The 20,462-nt window shown below is 69.5% G+C and carries 14 protein-coding genes; 2 read left to right on the plus strand and 12 right to left on the minus strand.

Features of this window, described 5'->3' with window-relative positions:
• Positions 1 to 3 precede the first annotated feature (3 nt).
• The 4 genes from VD964_RS23765 to VD964_RS23780 form a co-directional block, all read right to left on the minus strand.
• Complete coding sequence (locus VD964_RS23765) at positions 4 to 732, minus strand: ABC transporter ATP-binding protein (protein ID WP_324870972.1); 729 nt, start codon at positions 730 to 732, stop codon at positions 4 to 6.
• A gap of 1 nt (position 733) precedes the next feature.
• The gene (locus tag VD964_RS23770; protein ID WP_324870973.1) at positions 734 to 1,702 is read right to left on the minus strand and encodes a branched-chain amino acid ABC transporter permease; all 969 of its coding nucleotides are present in this window, start codon (positions 1,700 to 1,702) and stop codon (positions 734 to 736) included.
• A gap of 143 nt (positions 1,703 to 1,845) precedes the next feature.
• Positions 1,846 to 2,715: a branched-chain amino acid ABC transporter permease gene (locus tag VD964_RS23775; RefSeq protein ID WP_014188329.1), complete on the minus strand. Its 870-nt coding sequence runs from the start codon at positions 2,713 to 2,715 to the stop codon at positions 1,846 to 1,848.
• Positions 2,716 to 2,827: 112 nt separating this feature from the next.
• The gene (locus VD964_RS23780; RefSeq protein ID WP_324870974.1) at positions 2,828 to 3,796 is read right to left on the minus strand and encodes a L,D-transpeptidase; all 969 of its coding nucleotides are present in this window, start codon (positions 3,794 to 3,796) and stop codon (positions 2,828 to 2,830) included.
• 220 nt (positions 3,797 to 4,016) lie between these two features.
• Here VD964_RS23780 and VD964_RS23785 point away from each other — a divergent pair, with 220 nt between their 5' ends.
• Positions 4,017 to 5,813: a tetratricopeptide repeat protein gene (locus VD964_RS23785; protein WP_324870975.1), complete on the plus strand. Its 1,797-nt coding sequence runs from the start codon at positions 4,017 to 4,019 to the stop codon at positions 5,811 to 5,813.
• A gap of 49 nt (positions 5,814 to 5,862) precedes the next feature.
• Here the strand turns inward: VD964_RS23785 and VD964_RS23790 are convergent, their stop codons facing one another.
• The 3 genes from VD964_RS23790 to VD964_RS23800 are packed head-to-tail and all read right to left on the minus strand — an operon-like array spanning position 5,863 to position 8,982.
• A complete protein-coding gene (locus VD964_RS23790; protein WP_014188326.1) occupies positions 5,863 to 6,567 on the minus strand; it encodes an ABC transporter ATP-binding protein in 705 nt (234 codons plus the stop codon).
• Positions 6,568 to 6,623: 56 nt separating this feature from the next.
• The gene (locus tag VD964_RS23795) at positions 6,624 to 7,361 is read right to left on the minus strand and encodes a sulfite exporter TauE/SafE family protein (RefSeq protein WP_324870976.1); all 738 of its coding nucleotides are present in this window, start codon (positions 7,359 to 7,361) and stop codon (positions 6,624 to 6,626) included.
• Positions 7,362 to 7,365: 4 nt separating this feature from the next.
• Positions 7,366 to 8,982, minus strand: coding sequence for an acyl-CoA synthetase (locus VD964_RS23800; protein ID WP_324870977.1), 1,617 nt, complete (start codon positions 8,980 to 8,982; stop codon positions 7,366 to 7,368).
• Between the two features lie 180 nt (positions 8,983 to 9,162).
• On the opposite strand from VD964_RS23800, the gene VD964_RS23805 reads away from it, so the two are divergent.
• On the plus strand, positions 9,163 to 9,672 hold the full coding sequence (locus tag VD964_RS23805; protein WP_324870978.1) for an RT0821/Lpp0805 family surface protein: 510 nt from the start codon (positions 9,163 to 9,165) through the stop codon (positions 9,670 to 9,672).
• 18 nt (positions 9,673 to 9,690) lie between these two features.
• On the opposite strand, the gene pseG is transcribed toward VD964_RS23805, so the two are convergent.
• The 5 genes from pseG to VD964_RS23830 form a co-directional block, all read right to left on the minus strand.
• Positions 9,691 to 10,875, minus strand: coding sequence for a UDP-2,4-diacetamido-2,4,6-trideoxy-beta-L-altropyranose hydrolase (gene pseG / locus VD964_RS23810; protein WP_324870979.1), 1,185 nt, complete (start codon positions 10,873 to 10,875; stop codon positions 9,691 to 9,693).
• Between the two features lie 53 nt (positions 10,876 to 10,928).
• The gene (locus tag VD964_RS23815; protein WP_149228094.1) at positions 10,929 to 11,654 is read right to left on the minus strand and encodes a nucleotidyltransferase family protein; all 726 of its coding nucleotides are present in this window, start codon (positions 11,652 to 11,654) and stop codon (positions 10,929 to 10,931) included.
• Between the two features lie 169 nt (positions 11,655 to 11,823).
• Positions 11,824 to 15,852 (minus strand): tetratricopeptide repeat protein, encoded by a 4,029-nt coding sequence (locus tag VD964_RS23820; protein WP_324870980.1) that lies wholly within the window; start codon positions 15,850 to 15,852, stop codon positions 11,824 to 11,826.
• Positions 15,849 to 17,852, minus strand: coding sequence for a tetratricopeptide repeat protein (locus tag VD964_RS23825; RefSeq protein ID WP_324870981.1), 2,004 nt, complete (start codon positions 17,850 to 17,852; stop codon positions 15,849 to 15,851). Before VD964_RS23825 ends, VD964_RS23820 begins: the two co-directional genes overlap by 4 nt.
• A 161-nt stretch (positions 17,853 to 18,013) precedes the next feature.
• Positions 18,014 to 20,326 (minus strand): NADP-dependent malic enzyme, encoded by a 2,313-nt coding sequence (locus VD964_RS23830; RefSeq protein ID WP_324870982.1) that lies wholly within the window; start codon positions 20,324 to 20,326, stop codon positions 18,014 to 18,016.
• Positions 20,327 to 20,462 lie beyond the last annotated feature (136 nt).

Consider the following 20,462-nt stretch of genomic DNA (forward strand, 5'->3'; position numbering starts at 1 on the left):
GGTTCAGTCCAGCGCCTCGGCCCCCAGGTAGGATTCGACCACGCGGGGGTCGGCCACGACCTCCGCCGGGGCGCCGTCGGCGATCTTCTCGCCATGGTCCAGCACGACGACGCGGTCGGACAGCGCCATCACCGCGCGCATCACATGTTCGATCATCAGGATGGTCAGGCCTTCGCGGCTGTTCAGGTCGCGCAGGACCCCGACCATGCGGTCGACCTCCGTCGGGCGCAGGCCGGCCAGCACCTCGTCCAGCAGAAGCAGGGTCGGACGGGTGGCCAGCGCGCGGGCGACCTCCAGCCGCTTGCGGTCGGGCAGCGTCAGGCTGCGTGCCGGCCGGTTGGCCTGATCGGCCAGCTCCAGCCGCTCCAGCACGGCGCGGGCCTGATGCCGCGCGGTCTCGACCGACCTCTCGCGGGCCAGCGCGCCGACGACGACATTCTCCTCCACCGTCAGCTGGCCGAAGGGCTTGACGATCTGGAAGGTGCGGCCGATCCCGGCGGCGCAGACCTGGTTGGGCTTCATCCCGGTCAGGGAACGGCCCTTCAGCGTGACGCGCCCCTCGTCGGGCGGAAAGACGCCGGCGATCAGGTTGAAGGTGGTGGTCTTGCCGGCACCGTTCGGGCCGATCAGGGCGAGGATGCGCCCCTCCGGCACGGTGAAGCTGACGTCGGAGACGGCCTTCAGCCCGCGGAAGCGCTTTGACAGGCCTTCGACCTCGAGCAGTGCGGTCATCTCAGGCGCCCTCCCCCGGTTGGCGATAATCTCCCGGCTGGCGAACAAGGCGCAGGCGGCGGGCCAGCCAGGGCCAGACGCCCTCCGGCCGGAACACCACGATCACCACCAGCGCCACGCCGTAGAACAGTTGCTTCAGCCCCGGCAGGTCCAGCCCGCCGGCCTCGATCAGGAAGGTCAGCAGTTCGCCCAGCGGCGTCAGGATGAAGGCGCCCAGGATCGGGCCGATCAGCGTGCCGATGCCGCCGACGATGGCCGGCAGGATGATCTCGATGGAGCGACCCATGGAGAAGACCTGCTCCGGGAACAGGTTGTTGAAGTAGAAGGCCTGGAAAACACCGCCCAGCGCGGTCATGGCGGCGGACACCGCCACCGCGGTCATGCGGGCGCGGAACAGGTCGACGCCCGACGCCTCCGCCGCGTCCGGCTCCTCGCGCACCGCCAGCCACTGGTAGCCCAGCCGGCTGTGCAGCAGCACGCGCGACAGGACCAGCGCGCCCAGCACCAGCCCCAGCGCCACGTAGTAGAACAGCAGGGGCGAGCCGCGCAGGTTCAGCGGGTCGCTCGCCCCCGCCTCCACCGGCAGGAAGAATCCGCCGGAGCCGCCGACCCAGGTGATGTGGTCGAAGCCGATGCGCGCCACCTCGGCGAAGGCGATCGTCAGCAGGGCGAAATGCACGCCCTTCACCCCGAACCGGAAGCCCAGGAAGCCGATGATGCAGCCGGCCGCCACCGCCACCAGTATCGCCAGGATCATGCCGGCCCACGGCCCGATGCCGAAATGCACGAACAGCGCGGCGCTGACATAGGCGCCCAGTCCGACATACAGCGCGTGCCCCAGCGACAGCAGGCCGGAAAAGCCCATCATCACGTTCCAGGCCTGCCCGACATAGGCGAACCACAGCACCGTGGTCAGCACGGACACCAGATAGCGGTCGGCGACGAGGGGGGCCAGAAGAGTAGCTAGCAATGCAAAAAATATTAGAGCGCTTCCCCGCCATGTTACGCCCGAAGCGAATCTGCTAACAATTCCAGTTGCCGGCCGCTCTGTTGCCTTGATCGCCGCCAGTAGAATTTTGGCAGAAGCAGAGGAAATGCGCCTGAACATGCCGATCATGACCGTTTCCCCAACAGCCCTTGCGGGCGCAGCAGCAGAACCACGATCAGCACCCCGTAGCTGAACAGGGATTTCAGGGACGGCGTCAGCAGGAAGCCGGCCAGCGCCTCCGACATGCCGATCAGCACGCCGCCCAGCAGCGCGCCGGGCAGGCTGCCCAGCCCGCCGACGATGACGATGATGAAGCTGAGCAGCGTGTATTCGGGGGCCAGCTGCGGCCGGGCATCGACCAGCAGCGTCATCAGCGCGCCGGCCACCCCGACCACCGCGGCGCCGATGCCGAAAGTGAGCGCATAGAGCCCGTCGATGTTCAGCCCGACGACGCGGGCGCCCAGCGGATTGTCGGCGCAGGCGCGGATCGCCTTGCCGGTGCGGCTGAAGCGGAAGAAGGCGAACAGCGCCGCCGCCACCACGATCGCCGCCGCCCCGGCGCGCAGCCGCACGGCATCCAGCAGCATCGGCCCGATCTCCACCGTGTCGAAGCTGTAGGGCACCTGCACGTTGCGGGCGTCCGGGCCGAACAGCATCAGCATGGCGTTGACCAGGATGGTGGCGATGCCCAGCAGCAGGATGAACTGCATGTGCTCCGGCCGCTCGACGAACTTGTTCACCAGTCCGCGCTGCAGAAGCCAGCCGCAGGCGAACAGAAGCGCCGCCATGACCGGCGCCGACAGCAGCGGGTCGAGCCCCCACCAGCCGCCCAGCAGCACGGCGCCGTACATGCCCGCCACCATCATCTCGCCATGGGCGAAGTTGACGACGCGCACCACGCCGAAGATGACCGATAGCCCCAGCGCCGCCAGCCCATAGACCAGGCCGGTCAGCAACCCTGAGGCCGCGATGTTCAAATAATAGTCGATCGGCATGGGTGGCGGATTGTCCGAACGGTTGGGTTCTGCGGGTTAGCAGTCCAAGGGGGATGCAGGCAAGCCAGAATGACGCTGCCGCCGTGCGATTCGACCGTTCCGATAGGTAGCCCTATGGCCGGGCCGCCATACGTGCACCGCCGCGCAACACCGCGATCCGCTCCGCCACGTCGTCGAGCCGGCGGTCGAGCGCGGTGGTCAGGCAGGATTGCGCCGACGCTGCGACATCCGGGTCGCCTTCCGTTCCGCTGCGGATCCAGCAAAGCGCGGCGATCCTCTCGTGGAAGCGCCGTTCCTCCTGGATCAGGTCGTAGGCGGCGGCGGCGCGGGCGGCCGGATCGGCGATGCCGGCCAGGAACCGCTCCTGTGCCCCGCGGGCACGGCCATCCAGCAAGGCAAGCGCCGGCACATCGCAGATCATCCGCCTGAGCGGCGCCGTGACCATTGGGCAGCGAGGGTCGGCCACCGGCTGGGGTGGCGGCTCTGGGGCCGGAGCGGGTACCGGCAGCGGCCTCGGCGATTGCTGCGCAGCTTGCGGTACTGCCTTGACCGCGACGGGAAGCGTCCTTGCCGGCGGAACAGCCGTTGGCTTCGGCGGGCTTCCCCCCAGAGTGTCCCGCACCACCCGCACCGGGGTCCCCACCTCCGCCGCGGCGAAGACGGTTTCGATGTCGGCGGGAAGCATGCGGAAACAGCCGCCGCTGGCCTGCCGCCCCACCGAATCCGGATCGTTGGTGCCGTGGATGGCGATGGCTGTCCAGCCGAGGTCGAGCGCGAATTTGCCCAGCGGGTTGTTCGGTCCGGGCGGCACCGCCCGCGGCAGGGACGGCTTCTCGCGCCGCTGGTTGGCGGTCGGCCTCCAGGTCGGGTCGCGGCGCTTGCGCTGGATGGTGCTGTCGCCGATGGGAATCGGAACGCCGGGGCGGCCGATGGCTACCGGGAAGCTGCTGGTCGTGCCGTCCGACGCGGTCAGGTACAGCCGGCGGTCGGCAAGGCTGATGGCGATCGACGGCCCATCGGCCGCAATCCCCGGCCTCTCGGCCGCCATCTGCGCCGCCGCCGAGCCTATCGGCGCCGCCATGGCGATGCAAAGGGCGGCGAGCCCCCGCAAAAGGCACCGTGCCGGGATGGGCCCGACGGCTGTTGTCAGACGCGGGGTGGCGCCTTGGCCGTCGCCTCCCCGAATGGTCGTAGTTCCACGCATGCGGAAAGTTGATCGCGTGTTTCCTAAAACAGGGTAAACAGCAGGGGACGACGGCTTCCGGGGGATGGGGGCCGCCCCGACAGCAAGGACGTGCATCATGGACCAGATCGAGCAGACGTTGGCCGTCGCGACGGAACATCACCGCGCCGGCCGCACCGCGGAGGCGGAGCGCCTGTACCGCGACGTGCTGGACGCGTCGCCCGGCCATCCGGACGCCCTGCATCTGCTGGGGGTCATCGCCCTGCAATCCGGCCGGGCGGAGGAGGCGGTGGACCGCATCGCCCAGGCGGTGGCCGGCGACGACGGCTCTCCCCTGTTCCATGCCAATCTGGGCCACGCCCTGCACGCTTGCGGGCGCCAGCGCGAGGCGGCACTGAGTTTCGCGCGCGCGCTCAGCCTGCTGACCAACGAGGGCGACGGCTGGGGCAATGTCGGGGCGCTCGCCAACCTGATCCGCCGTTACGACGACGACATCCGTGCCGCCGCGGCGGAGGAGGTCGATGCCCGCTATTCCATGGGCGACGTGATGCGGCGCCAGTCGCTGCTGTTCCTGCTGACCGGTGACGTCGCCCATTACCGCGTACTGGTCAACGCGGTGCTGGACGATCCCCTTCGCTTCTCCGTGCCGTCGCTGCATTACGCCTACTGGGGCATCGCCATGCGGCTGTTCCAGGGCGACGTCCGAAAGGGTGACGTCGGCGCCTTCACCAACGGCGAGTTCCGCCGCTTCTACCGCCTGCTGGTGGAGGAAACGGCGCGCCGCTATGGACTGGAACCCAAGCTGCGCAGGGCGGCCCCACGCGCCGTGGTGAAGCGCGTGGCGCTGATCACCAACCAGATGCTGGGCGAGGGGCACCAGCCCACCGCCGACGCCTTCGACTACGCCCGCCGCCTGCAGGACGAGCAGGGCTGCGAGGTGCTGATCCTGAACCCCAACGCCATGGCGGTGTCGGGCGAGAACGGCTTCGTCCCCGAATACAGCTACAACGTCACCGAGGAGTATGACGGGGAGCAGACCATCGCCGCCCATGGCGCGGCGGTGCGCATGCTGTCCTTCCCCCAGCCCCGATTCGACGAGGAGAAGCTGACCGCCATCGTCGACGCGGTCGAGAGATTCGATCCCGACGTGATCGTCGCCTTCGGTGCTTCCAACACCGTCGCCGACCTGTTCGCGCGCAGCCGCCCGGTGGTGCTCCTGCCCACCTCCAGCGGCCTGCCGCCGTCGCTCGCCACGATCCTGCCGGGCTACGCGCCGGAGGACAACGCCGCCGGCTGGCCGGCCGAGGCACAGGGCCGCTTCCGCCCCTTCTCCTTCGGCTGGACCCTTCCGGACGGCGGGCCCACCCGCAGTCGTGCCGATTTCGGCCTGTCCGACGGCGTGCCGCTCTATGTCGTCGTCGGCAACCGGCTGGACCAGGAGGTCGGCGGTGATTTCCTGGAGACGCTCGACCGCCTGCTTGATCGGGTGCCCGACGCGCAGGTCGCCTTTGCCGGTGCGGTGCAGGATCTGCCCGCCCGCATCGCGGGCGCCCGCAACGCCGCACGGATGAAGGCGCTGGGGCATGTGGACGGCATCCGCGGGCTGTACGGGGTGGCGACCGCCTATCTGAATCCGCCGCGCCAGGGTGGTGGCGGCAGCGCGGCGTTCGCTCTGGCCGAAGGTCTGCCGGTGGTGACCTACGCCAGGGGTGACGTGGCGGGCGTCGCCGGCCCGGCCATGGCGGTGGCGGACGAGACCGCCTACCTCGAACTCGCGGTGGCGCTGGGCCAGGACGCCGCTGCAAGGTCGAAGGCAGCGGAAGCGGCACGCGCCCGCTTCGCCGAGACGGGCGACCGCACCCGTTCGGTGGAAAAGCTGCTGGACTATGCGCGCGAGGCGCAGGGGCTGTTCTGACGAACTGGCTGCGGGCCGTGGGGAGGGGGCCGTCGCACCCTCTCCTCCGTCACAGCCCCAGATAGGCTTGCTTCACCGCAGGATCTGCCAGCAGCGCCTCGCCGCTTCCCGACAGCACCACCCGGCCGTTCTCCAGCACATAGGCCTGACCGGCGATCCGCAGCGAAGCGGCGACGTTCTGTTCGACCAGGATGATCGTCATCCCGTCGGCCGCCAACGCACGGATGATGCGGAACAGCTCCTGCACCAATGCCGGCGACAGGCCGAGCGACGGTTCGTCGAACATGATCAGGTCGGGCTTGCCCATCAGGCAGCGGCCGATCGCCAGCATCTGCTGCTCGCCGCCGGACAGGGTGCCGGCGGCCTGGTCCAGCCGCTCGCGCAGGCGGGGGAACAGGTCGAGCACGCGGTCGTAGGTCTGCCGGGCGGTGGCGCGCGCCCGCGGGATGACGGCGCCCATCTCCAGATTCTCCCGCACGCTGAGGCTGGGGAAGATCTGCCGGCCCTCGGCGACCTGCCCGATGCCGAGGTCGCAGACGACATGGCTGGGCAGGCCGGCGATCTCCCGGTCCTTGAAGCGGATGCTTCCGCGCGCCGGCTTCAGGATTCCGGCGATGGCGCGGATCAGCGAGGTCTTGCCCGCCCCGTTGGCGCCGACGATGGCGGTGGTCGCCCCCGCCGCCACCTGCAGCGTGACGCCGTCGAGCGCCTGGGCGTCACCATAGTACAGGTCGAGGTCCGAAACGGTCAGCATGGCAACGGATCCGGTCGCAGCGGGGCCAAGGGCGGGTGGCGCCCTCTATAGCGCGATCATTTCAGGAAGAACACCGCGCTCATCACCAGCCCGACGGCGATGATGCCCATGCGCAGCACCGGCTTCGGGATCTTCCGCCCGACCCGTGCGCCGACATAGCCGCCGGCAACCGCGGCGACCGTCATCAGCAAAGCCTTCGGCCATTCCACCGCCCCGCCGGCCGCATAGGCCACCACGGCGATGGCGGTCAGCACGGCGGAGAACAGGTTCTTCAGCCCGTTCATGGCGTTCAGATCGGTCATCCCGAACAGGCTGAGCTGCGCCAGCAGCAGGATGCCGAGTCCGCCGTTGAAATAGCCGCCATAGACCGACACCGCGAACAGCGTGCCCAGCATCGCCCCGTTGCCGTGCAGGCCGAGGCTGCGCAGCCGTTGCGCCAGCAGGTTGCCGAAGGCGAACAGCCCGGTCGCCAGCAGCAGCAGCCAGGGAACGATCCCGCGGAACACCGAATCCGGCGTCACCAGCAGCAGCCCCGCCCCGGCCAGACCGCCGACGAGGCTGACCACCGACAGCAGCGGCAGGCTGAGGTTGCCGACCGGCGTCAGATCCTGCCGGTAGCCGTAAACTCCGCTGGCATAGCCGGGCAGCAGGGCGACCGTACCGGTCGCGTTGGCGGCGACCGGCGGCACCCCGGCGTATATCAGGGCCGGCAGGGTCAGGAAACTGCCCCCGCCGGCAACGGCATTCATCGCTCCGGCTAGGAAGGCCGCAGCCAATAAAATCAATTCTATCATGATATTAGGCGCGGTTCCTCAACTCCCGGCGGATGATCTTGCCGGTGGTGGTCATGGGCAGGCTTTCGAGAAATTCGATGGCCCGGGGATATTCGTGCGCGGCCAGCCGCGTCTTCACATGCTCCTGGATCGAGGCGACGAGCGCGTCGTCCGGCGTCACCCCCTCCTGCAGCACGACGAAGGCCTTGACGATCTCCGTGCGCAGCGGGTCGGGAACGCCGACCACCGCCGCCATGCGCACAGCGGGGTGGCCGATCAGGCAATCCTCGATCTCGCCGGGACCGATGCGGTAGCCGCCCGAGGTGATGACGTCGTCGTCGCGCCCGACGAAGCGGATGTAGCCGTCCTCGTCCAACTCCCCCTGGTCGCCGGTGACGAGCCAATCTCCGATGAATTTGGCGGCGGTGGCGTCCGGGTTGTTCCAGTAGCCGAGGAACATCACCGGGTCCGGCCGGCGCACGGCGATCAGGCCGATCCGCCCCGGCGGCAGGCGGTTGCCCTCGCCGTCGATCACCGCCACGTCATGACCGGGCACGGGGCGCCCCATGATGCCCGGCTTCGGCGCCATCAGCGTGGCGGCCGAGGAGACGATCATGTTGCATTCGGTCTGGCCGTAGAACTCGTTGATGGTGACGCCGAAGGTCTCGCGCCCCCAGTCGAGCAGCCCGGCACCCAAAGTCTCGCCGCCGCTGGCGACGGAGCGCATGGCGATGGCGTGGCGTGTCCGTGGGGCCTTCACCGACCGCATCATCTTCAGCGCCGTCGGCGGCAGGAAGGCGTTGCGCACCTGGAACTCGGCCAGCAGGGCGAAGGCAGCCTCCGCATCGAACTTCTCGAAGCGGTGGGACACCACCGTCACCCCATGGTGCCAGGCCGGCAGCAGCACATCGAGCAGCCCGCCGATCCACGCCCAGTCCGCCGGTGTCCAGATGCGGTCGCCCGGCTGCGGGAACAGGTCGTGGGACATCTCCACGCCCGGCAGATGGCCCAGCAGCACCCGGTGCGCATGCAGCGCCCCCTTCGGCTGGCCGGTGGTGCCTGAGGTGTAGATGATCAGGGCCGGGTCGTCGGGACCGGTGTCCGCCGGGGCGAAGTCGTCCGACGCCGCGTCGCACAGCGCGTGCCAGTCGAGGCAGCCGGGTCCCGAACCGTCGATGCGGAAGACCGCGCGCAGCTCCGGCAGGCGATCGCGGATCTGGGCGATCTTCGCCGCCCCGGCTGCATCGGTCACCACCGCGCGGGCGCCGCAATTGGCCAACCGGTACTCCAGCGCCTCCACCCCGAACAGCGAGAACAGCGGCACCGCGATTCCGCCCAGCTTGTAGACGGCGACATGGCTGACCGCGGTTTCGGGCGCCTGGGGCAGCAGGATGCCGACGCGGTCGCCGCGTCCGATGCCCTGGGCGGCAAGCGCGTTGGCGAACCTATTGGAGAGGGCGCGGATGTCGGCGAAGCGGTATTCCTCCACCCCGCCGTCGCGCCGCTTGTGGATCAGGGCGATGCGGTCCGGCTCGGACTGGGCCCAGCGGTCGCAGACGTCGACACCGATGTTGTAGCGATCGGGGACGCGCCAGGCGAAGGCGCGGGACACCCCTTCATAGCTGTCCGCGTTGGGCAGCATGTTCGTTCCCTCCCAAGGGCTTGTCATTGGTTCCTTTGCGGAACCGTTGACCTGATCATAGGGGCAAGCGAGGCACCGCGTCACGCACCGGGAATAAGTCGCGGGTCTGCCATGTTGATAGCGTCAGGAACGAACAGTTTCGTGCCGATCCAAACAGGACCCAACAGGACGAGAGCCACCATGAAAGCCAGCCCCTTCCTCGCCGCCGCGCTGTCCGCCAGCCTGCTCGCGGCTCCGCTTGCCGGCTGTGCCCAGCCCGGCTACGGCGACTCCTACGGCGGCGTCAGCGCCAACAAGCAGACGGCCGGCACCGTGCTGGGCGGCGTGGTCGGCGGTCTGGCCGGCTCGCGGTTCGGCGGCGGCAGCGGCAAGCTGGTGGCGGTCGGCGTCGGCACGCTGCTGGGTGCTGCGCTGGGCAATGCGGCGGGCGCCTCGCTCGACCGTGCCGATCAGAATTATGCCCAGCAGGCGGCGGTCAACGCCTACAGCGCCCCCACCGGCAGCACCGTGCGCTGGAACAATCCGGATACCGGCAATTACGGCAGCTACACGCCCGTGCGCGAGGGCACCGGGCCGCAGGGCCAGCTCTGCCGCGAATACCAGACCACCATCGTGGTCCAGGGGCGCACCCAGCAGGGCTTCGGCACGGCCTGCCAGCAGGGCGACGGAACCTGGCGCGTGGTCAGCTGACGGCGTGAGGGGGAAGGCTCAGGCCGGCGCCGTCCGTCGCCGGGCGGCACTACCGGCCATGGGAGAGAGCGACGGCGCTCGTCCGGTCAAAGCATGGGCGATGCGCACCGCCCCTTCCCCATCCAGCGGCAGCGCAGCGGCGGCGTCCTGCATCCGCTGCCGCCGCGGGACGTCGGTCCATAGAGCGAGCGCTCGTTCGGAAATGGTCTTTCCCGCGCTTGCCGGATCGCTGCCGCGGGCGTCCACCGCCTCGCTCCAGCCGAGCTCCGCGGCATCGCTGCTCGCCATCGCCTGATTGTCGGCGGTAACCACCAGCAGGGTCGGCACCGCCAAGGCGGCCAGTTCCCCCATGGTGCCGCCGCCGGCCGAAACGGCGAGCCCGCTGTCGGCCATCAGCGCGCCCATGCGCGGGGAATCGATTTCCACCGCAACATCGGGGCCGAGGCCGTCGGCAAGTGCCGCCAGTTCCGCCGCGCGCGGGTTGCTGCCGCCAACGACCGCGACGATCCGGCAGCCGTCCGGCCGTGCCGCGGCGAGCGCCTTCACCACCGGGCCGGTCAGCCCCAGCGGGTCCGAACCACCGAAGGTCACCAGCAGGACGGGCCGTTCGGCGATGCTCCGCATCGGTTCGCGGGCGGCCAGACGCACCTCCCGCCGCAGTGGGGCGTAGCCGGGTCCGAGCAGCAGAAGGGCACCCGGCGCCATCGCCTCATAGGGCAGCGCCGCCGCCTGCGGTGCGGCGTTGACGACAAGGTCGGCATGCAACGGGGTGCCGTCGCCGAGGTCGTCCCAGGCCAGCACCCGCGCGCCCGCCGCCTGCAGCCCGGCGCGATAGGCCTCGCCGAAGCGGTAGCCGTCCAGCATCACGGCGCTGCCATGCTCCCGCCGCAGCAGAGAGCGGGTGGCGGCCAGATCCGCCGCCTCCCCCACCGGGCCGGCGATGGAGACATGGCGGAAGCCGTCCGCCGACAGGCGGCGGTCGATGGCCGGGGTGGACTCCACGGCGGCGAACAATGTCTCGTGCCCCTGGTCGCGCAGAACCTCCGCAACGGCGAGGCAGCGCATGACATGGCCGGTGCCGATGGTGGGGGAAGCGTCGGCTCGGATGAGGATGACGGCCATGGCACTGGTCCGGAAGAGGCGGCGCGGCGAGTCCGCCACGGCACGCGGGATCGAGTCGGTCAGCGCATCTTGGCGCGGCACCTTGCGCCTGTCCAGCGACAGACCACCGCGCGCGCAGGGGCAAATAGCGGCCGTCAGGTTTCCCGGCCGGCGATCACGCTGGCGGCGGTGGCAAGGCTTTCCGGCGTGCCGATGTCGAGGAAGCGTGCCTTGGCGACATGGGCGTTCAGCGTGCCGGGAGGCAGCTTTTCCAGCACATCGCGTTCCAGCGAGACCGCCCCCGCCGCGATGAAGCGGTCGAGGAAGGCGGCGGAGAACAGGTAGACCCCGGCATTGATGGTGCCGGCCCCCGCCGCCTTCGCCGGGAATCTGCGGATACGGCTGTCCGGTCCGATCTCCACCCGCACGAAGCGGGAGGCATCCTCGACCGTCACGCACAGGACCGATGCCTCCGCTCCCGACAGGCGGTGCGAGGCGACGAAGGCGCGCAGATCGGCATCCAGGAACGTATCGCCGTTCACCACCAGGATGGTGCTGCTGCGCAGTTCCTTTCGCACATAGCCCAGCGCACCGGCTGTGCCGAGCGGCCGCGGCTCGATCTGGCAGACCACGTCGATGGTTCCGGCCGAATCGCCGCGGGCGAGCCAAGCGGTCACCCGGTCGGCCAGATGGCCCAGGCACAGCACAACGCGGCGCGATCCGTATGTGGACAAATAGTCGAGCAGATGGCCGAGGAAGGCACGGCCAGCGATCGGGGCCAGGACCTTCGGCGTGTCGCCCAGAACGCTCCGGATACGCGTGCCCAGCCCGCCGGCGAGCACCGCGACGTCTATGTTGGCAAGAGCGTCCTCAGACCGCACCGACCGTCCTTTCTCTCAATTCCCGCTGATGCCGGCCGGCCGACGATGCAGCTTACGACGGCGCGGGCGCCGGGTCATCCACCCCGCGCGGGACCCGGCGGGCATAGTCGATAATGGGCGCGAACGGGAATCGCAATGCGGAATCGCGCTGACGCTTCCGCTCGGATGGTCAGGTCGCGGTGCCAGCGGCGTCAGCCAGACGGCGAAGGCGCTGTGCCACCGTCGATAGGGCGGCATCATGGCCGGCCGGATCGCCGGTCGACGCCATGGCCAGCGCCATGGATGGAAACCACGGCCGGACCGCCGTTCCAAGGGACGACCAGTCGCCGGCCGCCATGCCGATCCGCCAGACGGGAACGCCCAGCGCGGCGGCGAGTTCCCCAACGGAGGTGGGCGCGGTGACGACGAGGTCGAGGCCGGCCATCAGCGCCGCCACCCCGTCCAGGTCGTTGCGCTGGTCGAGGTCGGGCCAGTGGTGCAGGGTCGTGCCGAAGTGGCGCAGGGCGTCGGCCCGCTCCGCCGCATGCTCGTCGTACTGAAGGCTGACGAAGGTGATGCCGGGCACGGTGAGGAGCGGTCCCCACTGGGCGATGCGGCTGTAGGCGCCGGCACGGTCCGCCGTCATGCGGCTGCTGCGCCAGCAGATGCCCACCCGCAGGCCAGGACCCAGGGCCGCCAGCCGCGCACGCCAGATTGCGGCCGATGTGTCGTCCGGCGTCAGGAATGGGGAGGTCGCCGGGAAATGTCGCAGGCCGGGCCGCAGCCGGGCGGCGATCGTGCCCATCGGCGCATGGACATCGGCGTCCCGCAGGCCGATCCGATGATCCGGCGTCGGCGCCCGCACCTCGGCCTCCGGCAGCGCGCGGGCGAACAGGCTGGTCAGGCGCCGGTCGCACTCGACGATCACCCGCTTGGCTTGGCGGAGCAGATCGGGCAGCGTGGTTCCGAACAGGATCTCGTCGCCCAGCCCCTGCTCGCCCCACACCAGGATGCTGCGGCCCGCCAAATCCTCGCCCTGCCATTCGGGAATGCAGAAGCGGCGGGGTGCCGCGTCGCCGGCGGCAAAACGGTGGGAATAATCCTCCCATCCGCCGGCGATGTCGCCTTCGGCCAGCCGCAGCAGGGCGCGGTTCATGCGCGCCTCCCCCCGGCCGGGCGCGAGCCTCAGGGTCCGTTCGGCGCAGGCGCGGGCGAGCCTGCGCTCCCCCCGCATCAGCGCCGTATGGCCGTGGTTGAGCAGAATGTCCGGCAGAGCGGGAGCGAGAGCCACGGCGCGACGGTGGGCGTGCATTGCCTCGCTCCACCCTCCGAGCCCGGCCAGAGCCATGCCCAGGTTCGACCAGCCCTTGGCCGAAACCAGAAGGATACGCAGTGCCCTGCGGCTGTGACGGGCTGCTTCTTCGAAGCGTCCCAGTCCCTTCAGTGCGGCGGCGGCCGTGGTGAGCACCCCGGCGAGGGCCGGCGACAGCGCCGCCGCACGGGCAGAGGCGACCTCGGCCTCATTATAGCGTCTGCCGACGAGCAGGGCGGCGGCGAGGTTACCCCAGTTCTCGGCGGTCTGAGGACGCAGCCGGACGGCGCGGCGGTGCAGGGCCGCGGCCTCCACCGGTAGGCCACCAGCCTGCAGGGCGACGCCGAGATTGCCCATCGCTTCGGTGAAAGCCGGGTTGAGGACCAGCGCCCGCCGATGCCAGAGGATGGCGGCCTCGCCTCGCCCCAATCCGAGCAGGGTGAGACCGCCGTTGGTCCAGCCCGGCGGGTTCAGCGGATCGGCGGCAACGGCCTTGCGGTGGAGGGCGGCGGCCTCGGCCAAACGACCCTGTCGATGCAAGGAGACAGCTCGCTCCGACAACGGCTTGCTGGAAGGGGTTGAACCACTTCCTGAAGGAGGAACCGCTTTGGAAGCGAGCCTTGTCAGGCAGCGGGCCATGTCGTCCAGCGTCGCCGACAGCGGTTCGCCGGGCCGGGGTTGGAACAGGCGCATCGATGGATACCAGGGACGCACCCCCGCCCCCAGCTGTGTCCAGTCCCGACCGCCGAAGCGCCAGATCGGCGCGCCGAGCGCGCCGGCCAGTTCGCCAACCGACATCGCCGGCGAGATGACGAGATCCAGCCCGGCGATCAGCGCAGCCACGCCGTCGAAATCGTCCTTGCGGTCCAGGTCGTCCCAGCGGTGCAGGCGAATGCCGAAGCGCTGCTCGGCCTGTCGGACCTCCTCCTCCACATCGCCATACTGCAGTACCACCCATTGGATTCCGGGCAGCGCGAACAGCGGCGCCCAGGCATCGAGCGGCAGATAGGCGGTGCTGCGCTCCGCCGTCATCATCTGGCTGCGCCAGCCGATGCCCACCCGCAGGCCGGGTCCGAGCGCCTCCAATCGTCGGCGCAATCGCTCGACCAGGGCGGCGTCGGGGACCAGCCAGGACGGGCGCGGCGGGAAATCGGCCTGCCGGCGGCGCAGGACCCGCGGCAGCGAGCCCATCGGCACATGGCGATCGTAATCCGGGATCGCCATCGCCTCCCGCCCCTGCCCGTCCAATGCCTCCGCCCTGACCCTGAGGGTCGGAAAGGAACGGGCGAACAGCGGCACCAGCCGGCGATCGACCTCCAGGATGGTGGAGACGGCGCGGCCGGCCAACTCAGCACAGAGGGCGGAGAACAGGATGGTGTCGCCCACCCCCTGCTCTCCCCAGATCATCAGGCGCCGGCCGGTCAAATCCTCGCCGCGCCATGGCTGTGCACGAGGCTGGCGTCCCTGCCCGACCTGCCCCGACCCGAAGCGCCAGGCATAGCCGGGCCAGCCACGGTCGAGGTCGCCGACCTCCAGCCGCAGCAGGCCTTTGTTGAAGTGGGACAGCGACAGATCCGGGCGCAGACACAAGGCGCGGTCGTAGCAGCGTTCTGCACCACTGGCGTCGCCGAGCCGCTGGCGCGCCAGCCCCAAATTGCTCCAGGCCTCGCCATAGGCGGGTTCCAGCGCCAGGGCGCTGCGATAGCAGCCTGCCGCTCCGGCATGGTCGTGCCGGCCTTGGCGCAGATGGCCCAGGTTGTTGCGGGCCGGCGCCTCCAGCGGGGCGAGGAGGATGGCGTGGCGCTGTGATCGTTCGGCTTCTGCGAAGCGCTCGGTGTTGCGCAGGGCGTTGCCAAGGTTGGTGTGGGTTTCGGCCAGGGCGGGATCGAGTGCCAGTGCCGTATGCCACGCCCGCCATGCCTCCGCGGTGCGGCCGGCGGCGTGGCGGGCATTGCCCAGATTGTTCCACGCCCCAGCGAAATCGGAGCGGTGGCCGATCGCCTGCCGGTGCAGTGCCTCGGCCTCGGCATAACGGCCTTGGGCGTTGCGGATGCTGCCGAGATTGTCCAGTGCCTCCGCATGGTCGGGCTCGTTGGCGCTCGCTGCATCGAAGCAGACGGCGGCATCATCCAGCTGACCAAGCGCTTTAAGACAAAGGCCCAACCCGTTGAGGCAGAACGAGTTCTTCGGGTCGATCCGCAATGTGTCGGCGTAGCGCTCGGCCGCCTCTTCCGTCCGGCCGGCCGCGTGGAGCGCAGCGGCCAATGCCGACAACGTCGCGGGGTCGTTGCCGCCGCCGCCCAGTGTCGCGGCCATACGCAGCGCGTCGGCCGCTTCGGTCATCCGTCCGAGGTGGCGCAGGCTGACCGCAAGGTTGGTCCACGGGCGTGGATCGCCGGGCAGCAGTTCCGCCGCCTTCGCGTGGGCCTCAAGCGCCTCTTCCGCCCGGCCGAGCCCTTGCAGAGTGGCGCCAAGGTTCAAGTGTGCGTCGGCCAAGCCAGGTGACAGGCGGGCAGCCTCCGCATAATGGGAAGCCGCCTCCGACAAGCGGTCCTGTGCCGCCAGCACCAGTCCCAGATTGAAGTGAGCGCCCACATGGCCGGGGTCCCGCTCCAACGCCTGCCGCTGGGCAGCCTCCGCCTCGACCAGCCTGCCCAGCCGTTGCAACACGATGCCGCGGTTGGCGTGGTAGTCGGCGACATGCGGCGCAAGTTCAACGGCGTTATCGATCAAACCAATGGCTTGTTCGTTTTTGTTGATCTGATGGTAGAGGACACCCAGCAGGTGCAGGGCGTCTGCGTGATGCGGTTCCGCATCGAGAACCTGCCGATACAACGGTTCGGCATCTGCAAGAGCGCCCGCCTGATGGTGGCGAAGCGCTTCGGCGAACCGGTCGATGACGCTCACAGGCCACCTGCAGAAAGTCCGGTAACCATCTGCACTGCCAGAGGAATGGCGTCGCTGATGCCGGTATTGTCCTGTGGATGGATACAGCGCATGGTCGGAAACCAGGGGCGGACCCCGGTGCCCAGTTTGGTCCAGTCCCGCCGGCCGAGCCGCCAGACCGGCACGCCGAGTGCCGCCGCCATCTCTCCGGCGGAAGACGCCACGGTGATCGCCAGATCCAGGTTGGCCATCAGCGCCGCCGTGCTTTCCAGATCGCCGATCTGGTCCAGATCGGACCAGCGGTGGATGCGCAGGCCGTACCGGTCCTCGACCGCCGCAATCTCCTCCTCGCGTCCGTCATATTGCAGGCTGACCGGGTGCAGGCCGGGAAGGCGCAGCAAAGGAAGCCAGTCTTCCAGCTCCGTATAGGACTGGCGGCGTTCGGTGGTGATGCGCTGGCTGGTCCAGGCGATGCCGACCGCCAGACCGGGCCCGAGCGCATCCAGCCGCTGCCGCCATGCGGCCACCCGTTCCGGGTCCGGCTTCAACCAGCCGGCGGGAGGCGCCGGGACGGGCGACGCCCTCCACATCAGCCGGGGCAGCGAACCGAAAGGAAGATGGCAGTCGACATCGGTGGGCCGGCGCGTCGGGGCTCGTACAGTCGTACCGGGGAAGGAGCGCTGGAACAGCGACACCAGCCGCGGTTCGCATTCGACGATCAGGTCGGGATAGCGGGCGATGACCTGCGGCAGCAGGGAGCCGAACATGAACTCGTCGCCCAGCCCCTGCTCCGCCCACAGCAGAAGGCGGCGCCCGGCGAGGTCGTTCCCCTCCCATTCCGGGATGCCGAACGGCCGCTTGGGGCCAAGCCGGCCGGAGTCGAAGCGGGACGCATAATCCTCCCACCCCTCAATCAGCCGTCCCTGGCGCAGGCGCAGGATGGCGCGGTTGAAGCGGGCGAGCGCCTGTGCCGGATCGGCGTCGAGCGCGCGGGTGAATTCCTGTTCGGCTCCCGCCTCGTCGCCCAGATCCTGAAGGGCGAGCGCCAGATTGGTATGGGCGGCGGCATAGCCGGGGCGCTGGTCCAGCGCACGTCGTTGGAGATCGGCAGCCTCCCCGGCCCGACCCTGCAAGCGGCGGATGGTGCCGAGGTTGGTCATCGCCTCCGCCATCGCCGGCGCCAGCCGCAGTGCGCGGGCGAAGGCCTCCGCCGCCTGCTCGATGCGGTCGGCGTTTTGCAGGGCGAGACCGAAGGCGTTCCATGCTTCGGCATCCGCCGGTTCCAACGCCAGATAGCGTCGGTAGGCGGGCTCGGCATCCCCCCAACGGCGTCGCAGGGAGCCGGCCAGCGCCAGCGCCGCAGCAGCGTGGTCGGGCCTGCGGGCCAGGACATCGCGCAGCGCCGCCTCACCCTCGTCCGAACTGCCGAGGTCGAGCAGCGCGAGGCCAAGAGCGGCGCGCGCCTCCGTCAGCGCCGGGTTGGCGGCGAGTGCGTGGCGCAGCAACGGTTCGGCCTCCGCCGAACGGCCGAGGCTGCGCAGCACGGCGCCGAGGTTGCCCTCGGCCTCCGCATAATTGGGGCGGGCGCGCAGGGCCGCGCGGTAGGCGGTCGCCGCCTCTTCCGCCTTGCCCTGGGCGTTCAGGGCATTGCCGAGCGTGTTGGCGGCTTCGGGGAATGGGTTGCGCAAGCGCAGTGCATTGCGGGCCGCCCGCTCCGCCTCCGCCGAACGGCCAAGGGCCTGGAGGGCGTAGGCGAGGTTGGCGTGGTAATCGGGAACGTCACGCTTGGCCGCCACCGCCTGTCCGATCAGGTCGGCGGCCTCTTTGAGGCGGCCGGTCTGGCAGGCGATCATGCCCAGCAGGTGGAGCGCGTCGGGATGACGTGGCTGGAAGCTCAGCGCTTGGCGGTAAAGGGCTTCCGCCTCAGCCAGCCGGCCGGCCTGATGCAGCGGCACGGCTTGGCCCACCAGCGCCGCGGCGGTGGCGGCAGCGGAGTTGCCGGATTTGCGCTGGTTGCTCATGCCCCGTGCCGTTCCTGTTGGCTACGGGTAAGGGATAGCACGAATTGAATGCGGTGGAAGGGATATGGCGCTACGCTTGCCCCCTCCCCAACCCTCCCCCACCTTCGGTGGGAGAGGGAGTTGGTGGTTGCACCGGAAACGCAGCCGTGTTCGCGGCCGTTTTAAGCCCCCACGCCCACCGGCGGGGTCGGGGCGGCGTTGACCGGGTCGGCAAGCTGGGCGTCGACCACCGCCACGGCGGTCATGTTGACCAGACCCCGGGTGGTGACCGACGGGGTTACGATGTGGACCGGCCGCTGGACGCCCAGCAAAATCGGGCCGACATTCTGCGCCTCACCCAGGATCTTCATCATGTTGAAGGCGATGTTGGCGGCGTCCAGCGTCGGCATCACCAGCAGGTTCGCCTCGCCCTTCAGGCGGCTGTCGGGCAGCAGTTCCTTGCGGATGGCGGGGGCGAGGGCGGCGTCGGCGTGCATCTCGCCGTCGATCTCCACATCCGGCATCTGCTCATACGCCAGTTCCACCGCGGCGCGCATCTTGCGGGCCGATGGCGTGTCGGCGCTGCCGAAGTTGGAGTGGGACAGCAGCGCCACCTTCGGCTCGATGCCGAAGCGCTTCACCTCGTCCGCCGCCAGCCGGGCGATCTCGGCCACCTGCTCGGCGGTCGGGTCGGGGTTGACGTAGGTGTCGGTGATGAAGTGGACGCCCTTCTGCGAGATCAACGCGTTCATCGTCGCGGCGACCTTCACGCCCTCGCGAAGGCCGATCAGGCCGCAGATGTGCGCCCAATGCTCGTTGAAGCGGCCGGTGGTGCCGCAGACCAGCGCGTCGGCCTCGCCACGGCGGACCATCAAAGCGCCGAACACCGTCGGCTGGGTCCGCACCACGTTGGCGGCATGGCTGGGCGACACGCCCCTGCGGCCCATCAGCTTGCGGTAATGTTCGGTGAAGTTGTGATAGCGCGGGTCGCGGATGATCTCGATGACCTCCACATCCTGGCCGATCTTCAGCCGCAGGCCCATCTCGGAAATGACGCGCTCGATCACCTCGCGGCGGCCGATCAGGATCGGCTGGGCGATGCCGTCGTCCACCACCACCTGGGCGCAGCGGATGACGCGCGGATCCTCCCCCTCGGCATAGACGACGCGCTTGGGCGCGGTCTTGGCCTTGGTGATGACCGGCTTCATGAACAGGCCGGAGCGGATGACATACTGGTTCAGCTGATCGCGATAGGCGCGGAAATCGGCGATCGGCCGGGTGGCGACGCCGGATTCCATCGCGGCCCTGGCGACGGCCGACGACACCTCGACGATCAGGCGGGGGTCGAAGGGCTTGGGCAGGATGTAGTCCGGGCCGAAGCGCAGCGATTCACCGACATAGGCCGCCGCCACCACGTCCGACGGTTCGGCGCGGGCGAGATTGGCCATGGCGTGGGTCGCCGCGATCTTCATCTCCTCGTTCACCGTGGTGGCGCCGACGTCCAGCGCACCGCGGAAGATGAAGGGGAAGCAGAGGACGTTGTTGACCTGATTGGGGAAGTCGGACCGGCCGGTGGCGATGATCGCATCCGGGCGGGCTTCGCGTGCCAGATCCGGCATGATCTCCGGCTCCGGGTTGGCGAGCGCCAGGATCAGCGGCTTGTCGGCCATGCGGGACAAAAGGTCCGGCTTCAGCACCTTGGCGCCGGACAGGCCGAGGAAGATGTCGGCGCCGTCGATGACGTCGGACAGCGTGCGCGCCTCGGTGTCGTGCGCGTAGGCCTCCTTGTACTCGTTCATCTCCTCGTTGCGGCCCTTGTGGACCACGCCGATGCGGTCGACCAGCCAGACATTCTCGCGGCGGACGCCCAGCGACAGCATCAGGTCGAGGCAGGCGATGCCGGCGGCGCCGCCACCGGTGGAGACCACCTTGACCTTGGAGATGTCCTTGCCGACCAGCGCCAGACCGTTCAGCACGGCGGCGCCAACCACGATGGCGGTGCCGTGCTGGTCGTCGTGGAACACCGGGATCTTCATGCGCTCGCGGCAGCGGCGCTCGATCTCGAAACAGGCGGGGGCCGCGATGTCTTCCAGGTTGATGGCGCCGAAGGTCGGCTCCAGCCGGACGATGGTGTCGACCAGCGCATCGACGTCCAGCTCGTTCAGCTCGATGTCGAAGCAGTCGATGCCCGCGAACTTCTTGAAGAGGACGGCCTTGCCCTCCATCACCGGCTTGGCGGCATAGGGACCGATGTGCCCCAGGCCCAGCACGGCGGTGCCGTTGGTGACCACCGCGACCAGATTGGCGCGCGAGGTCAGCTCCGCCGCCTTCGACTGGTCCTCGGCAATGGCGGTGCAGGCGTGGGCCACGCCCGGCGAATAAGCCAGCGCCAGATCGCGCTGGTTGGCCATGGGCTTGGTCGCGACGATCGCCAGCTTACCGGGCCGCGGGTTGCGGTGATACTCAAGCGCCATCGCCTCAAAATCGCCGGACATCGGGTCTCTTCCTCCGGTTAACAAGATTTCAGTTAATTCTTTGCGTTCACTTCACCTGATCGGCGGTTATAGCCCATTCGGACTGATGCGCCAACCATCGCCCGCAAACGGTGAGGGGACGATTCGAATCAAATCG

Origin of the sequence: Azospirillum sp. (assembly GCF_035628975.1) — a bacterium.
Classification (GTDB): Bacteria; Pseudomonadota; Alphaproteobacteria; order Azospirillales; family Azospirillaceae; genus Azospirillum.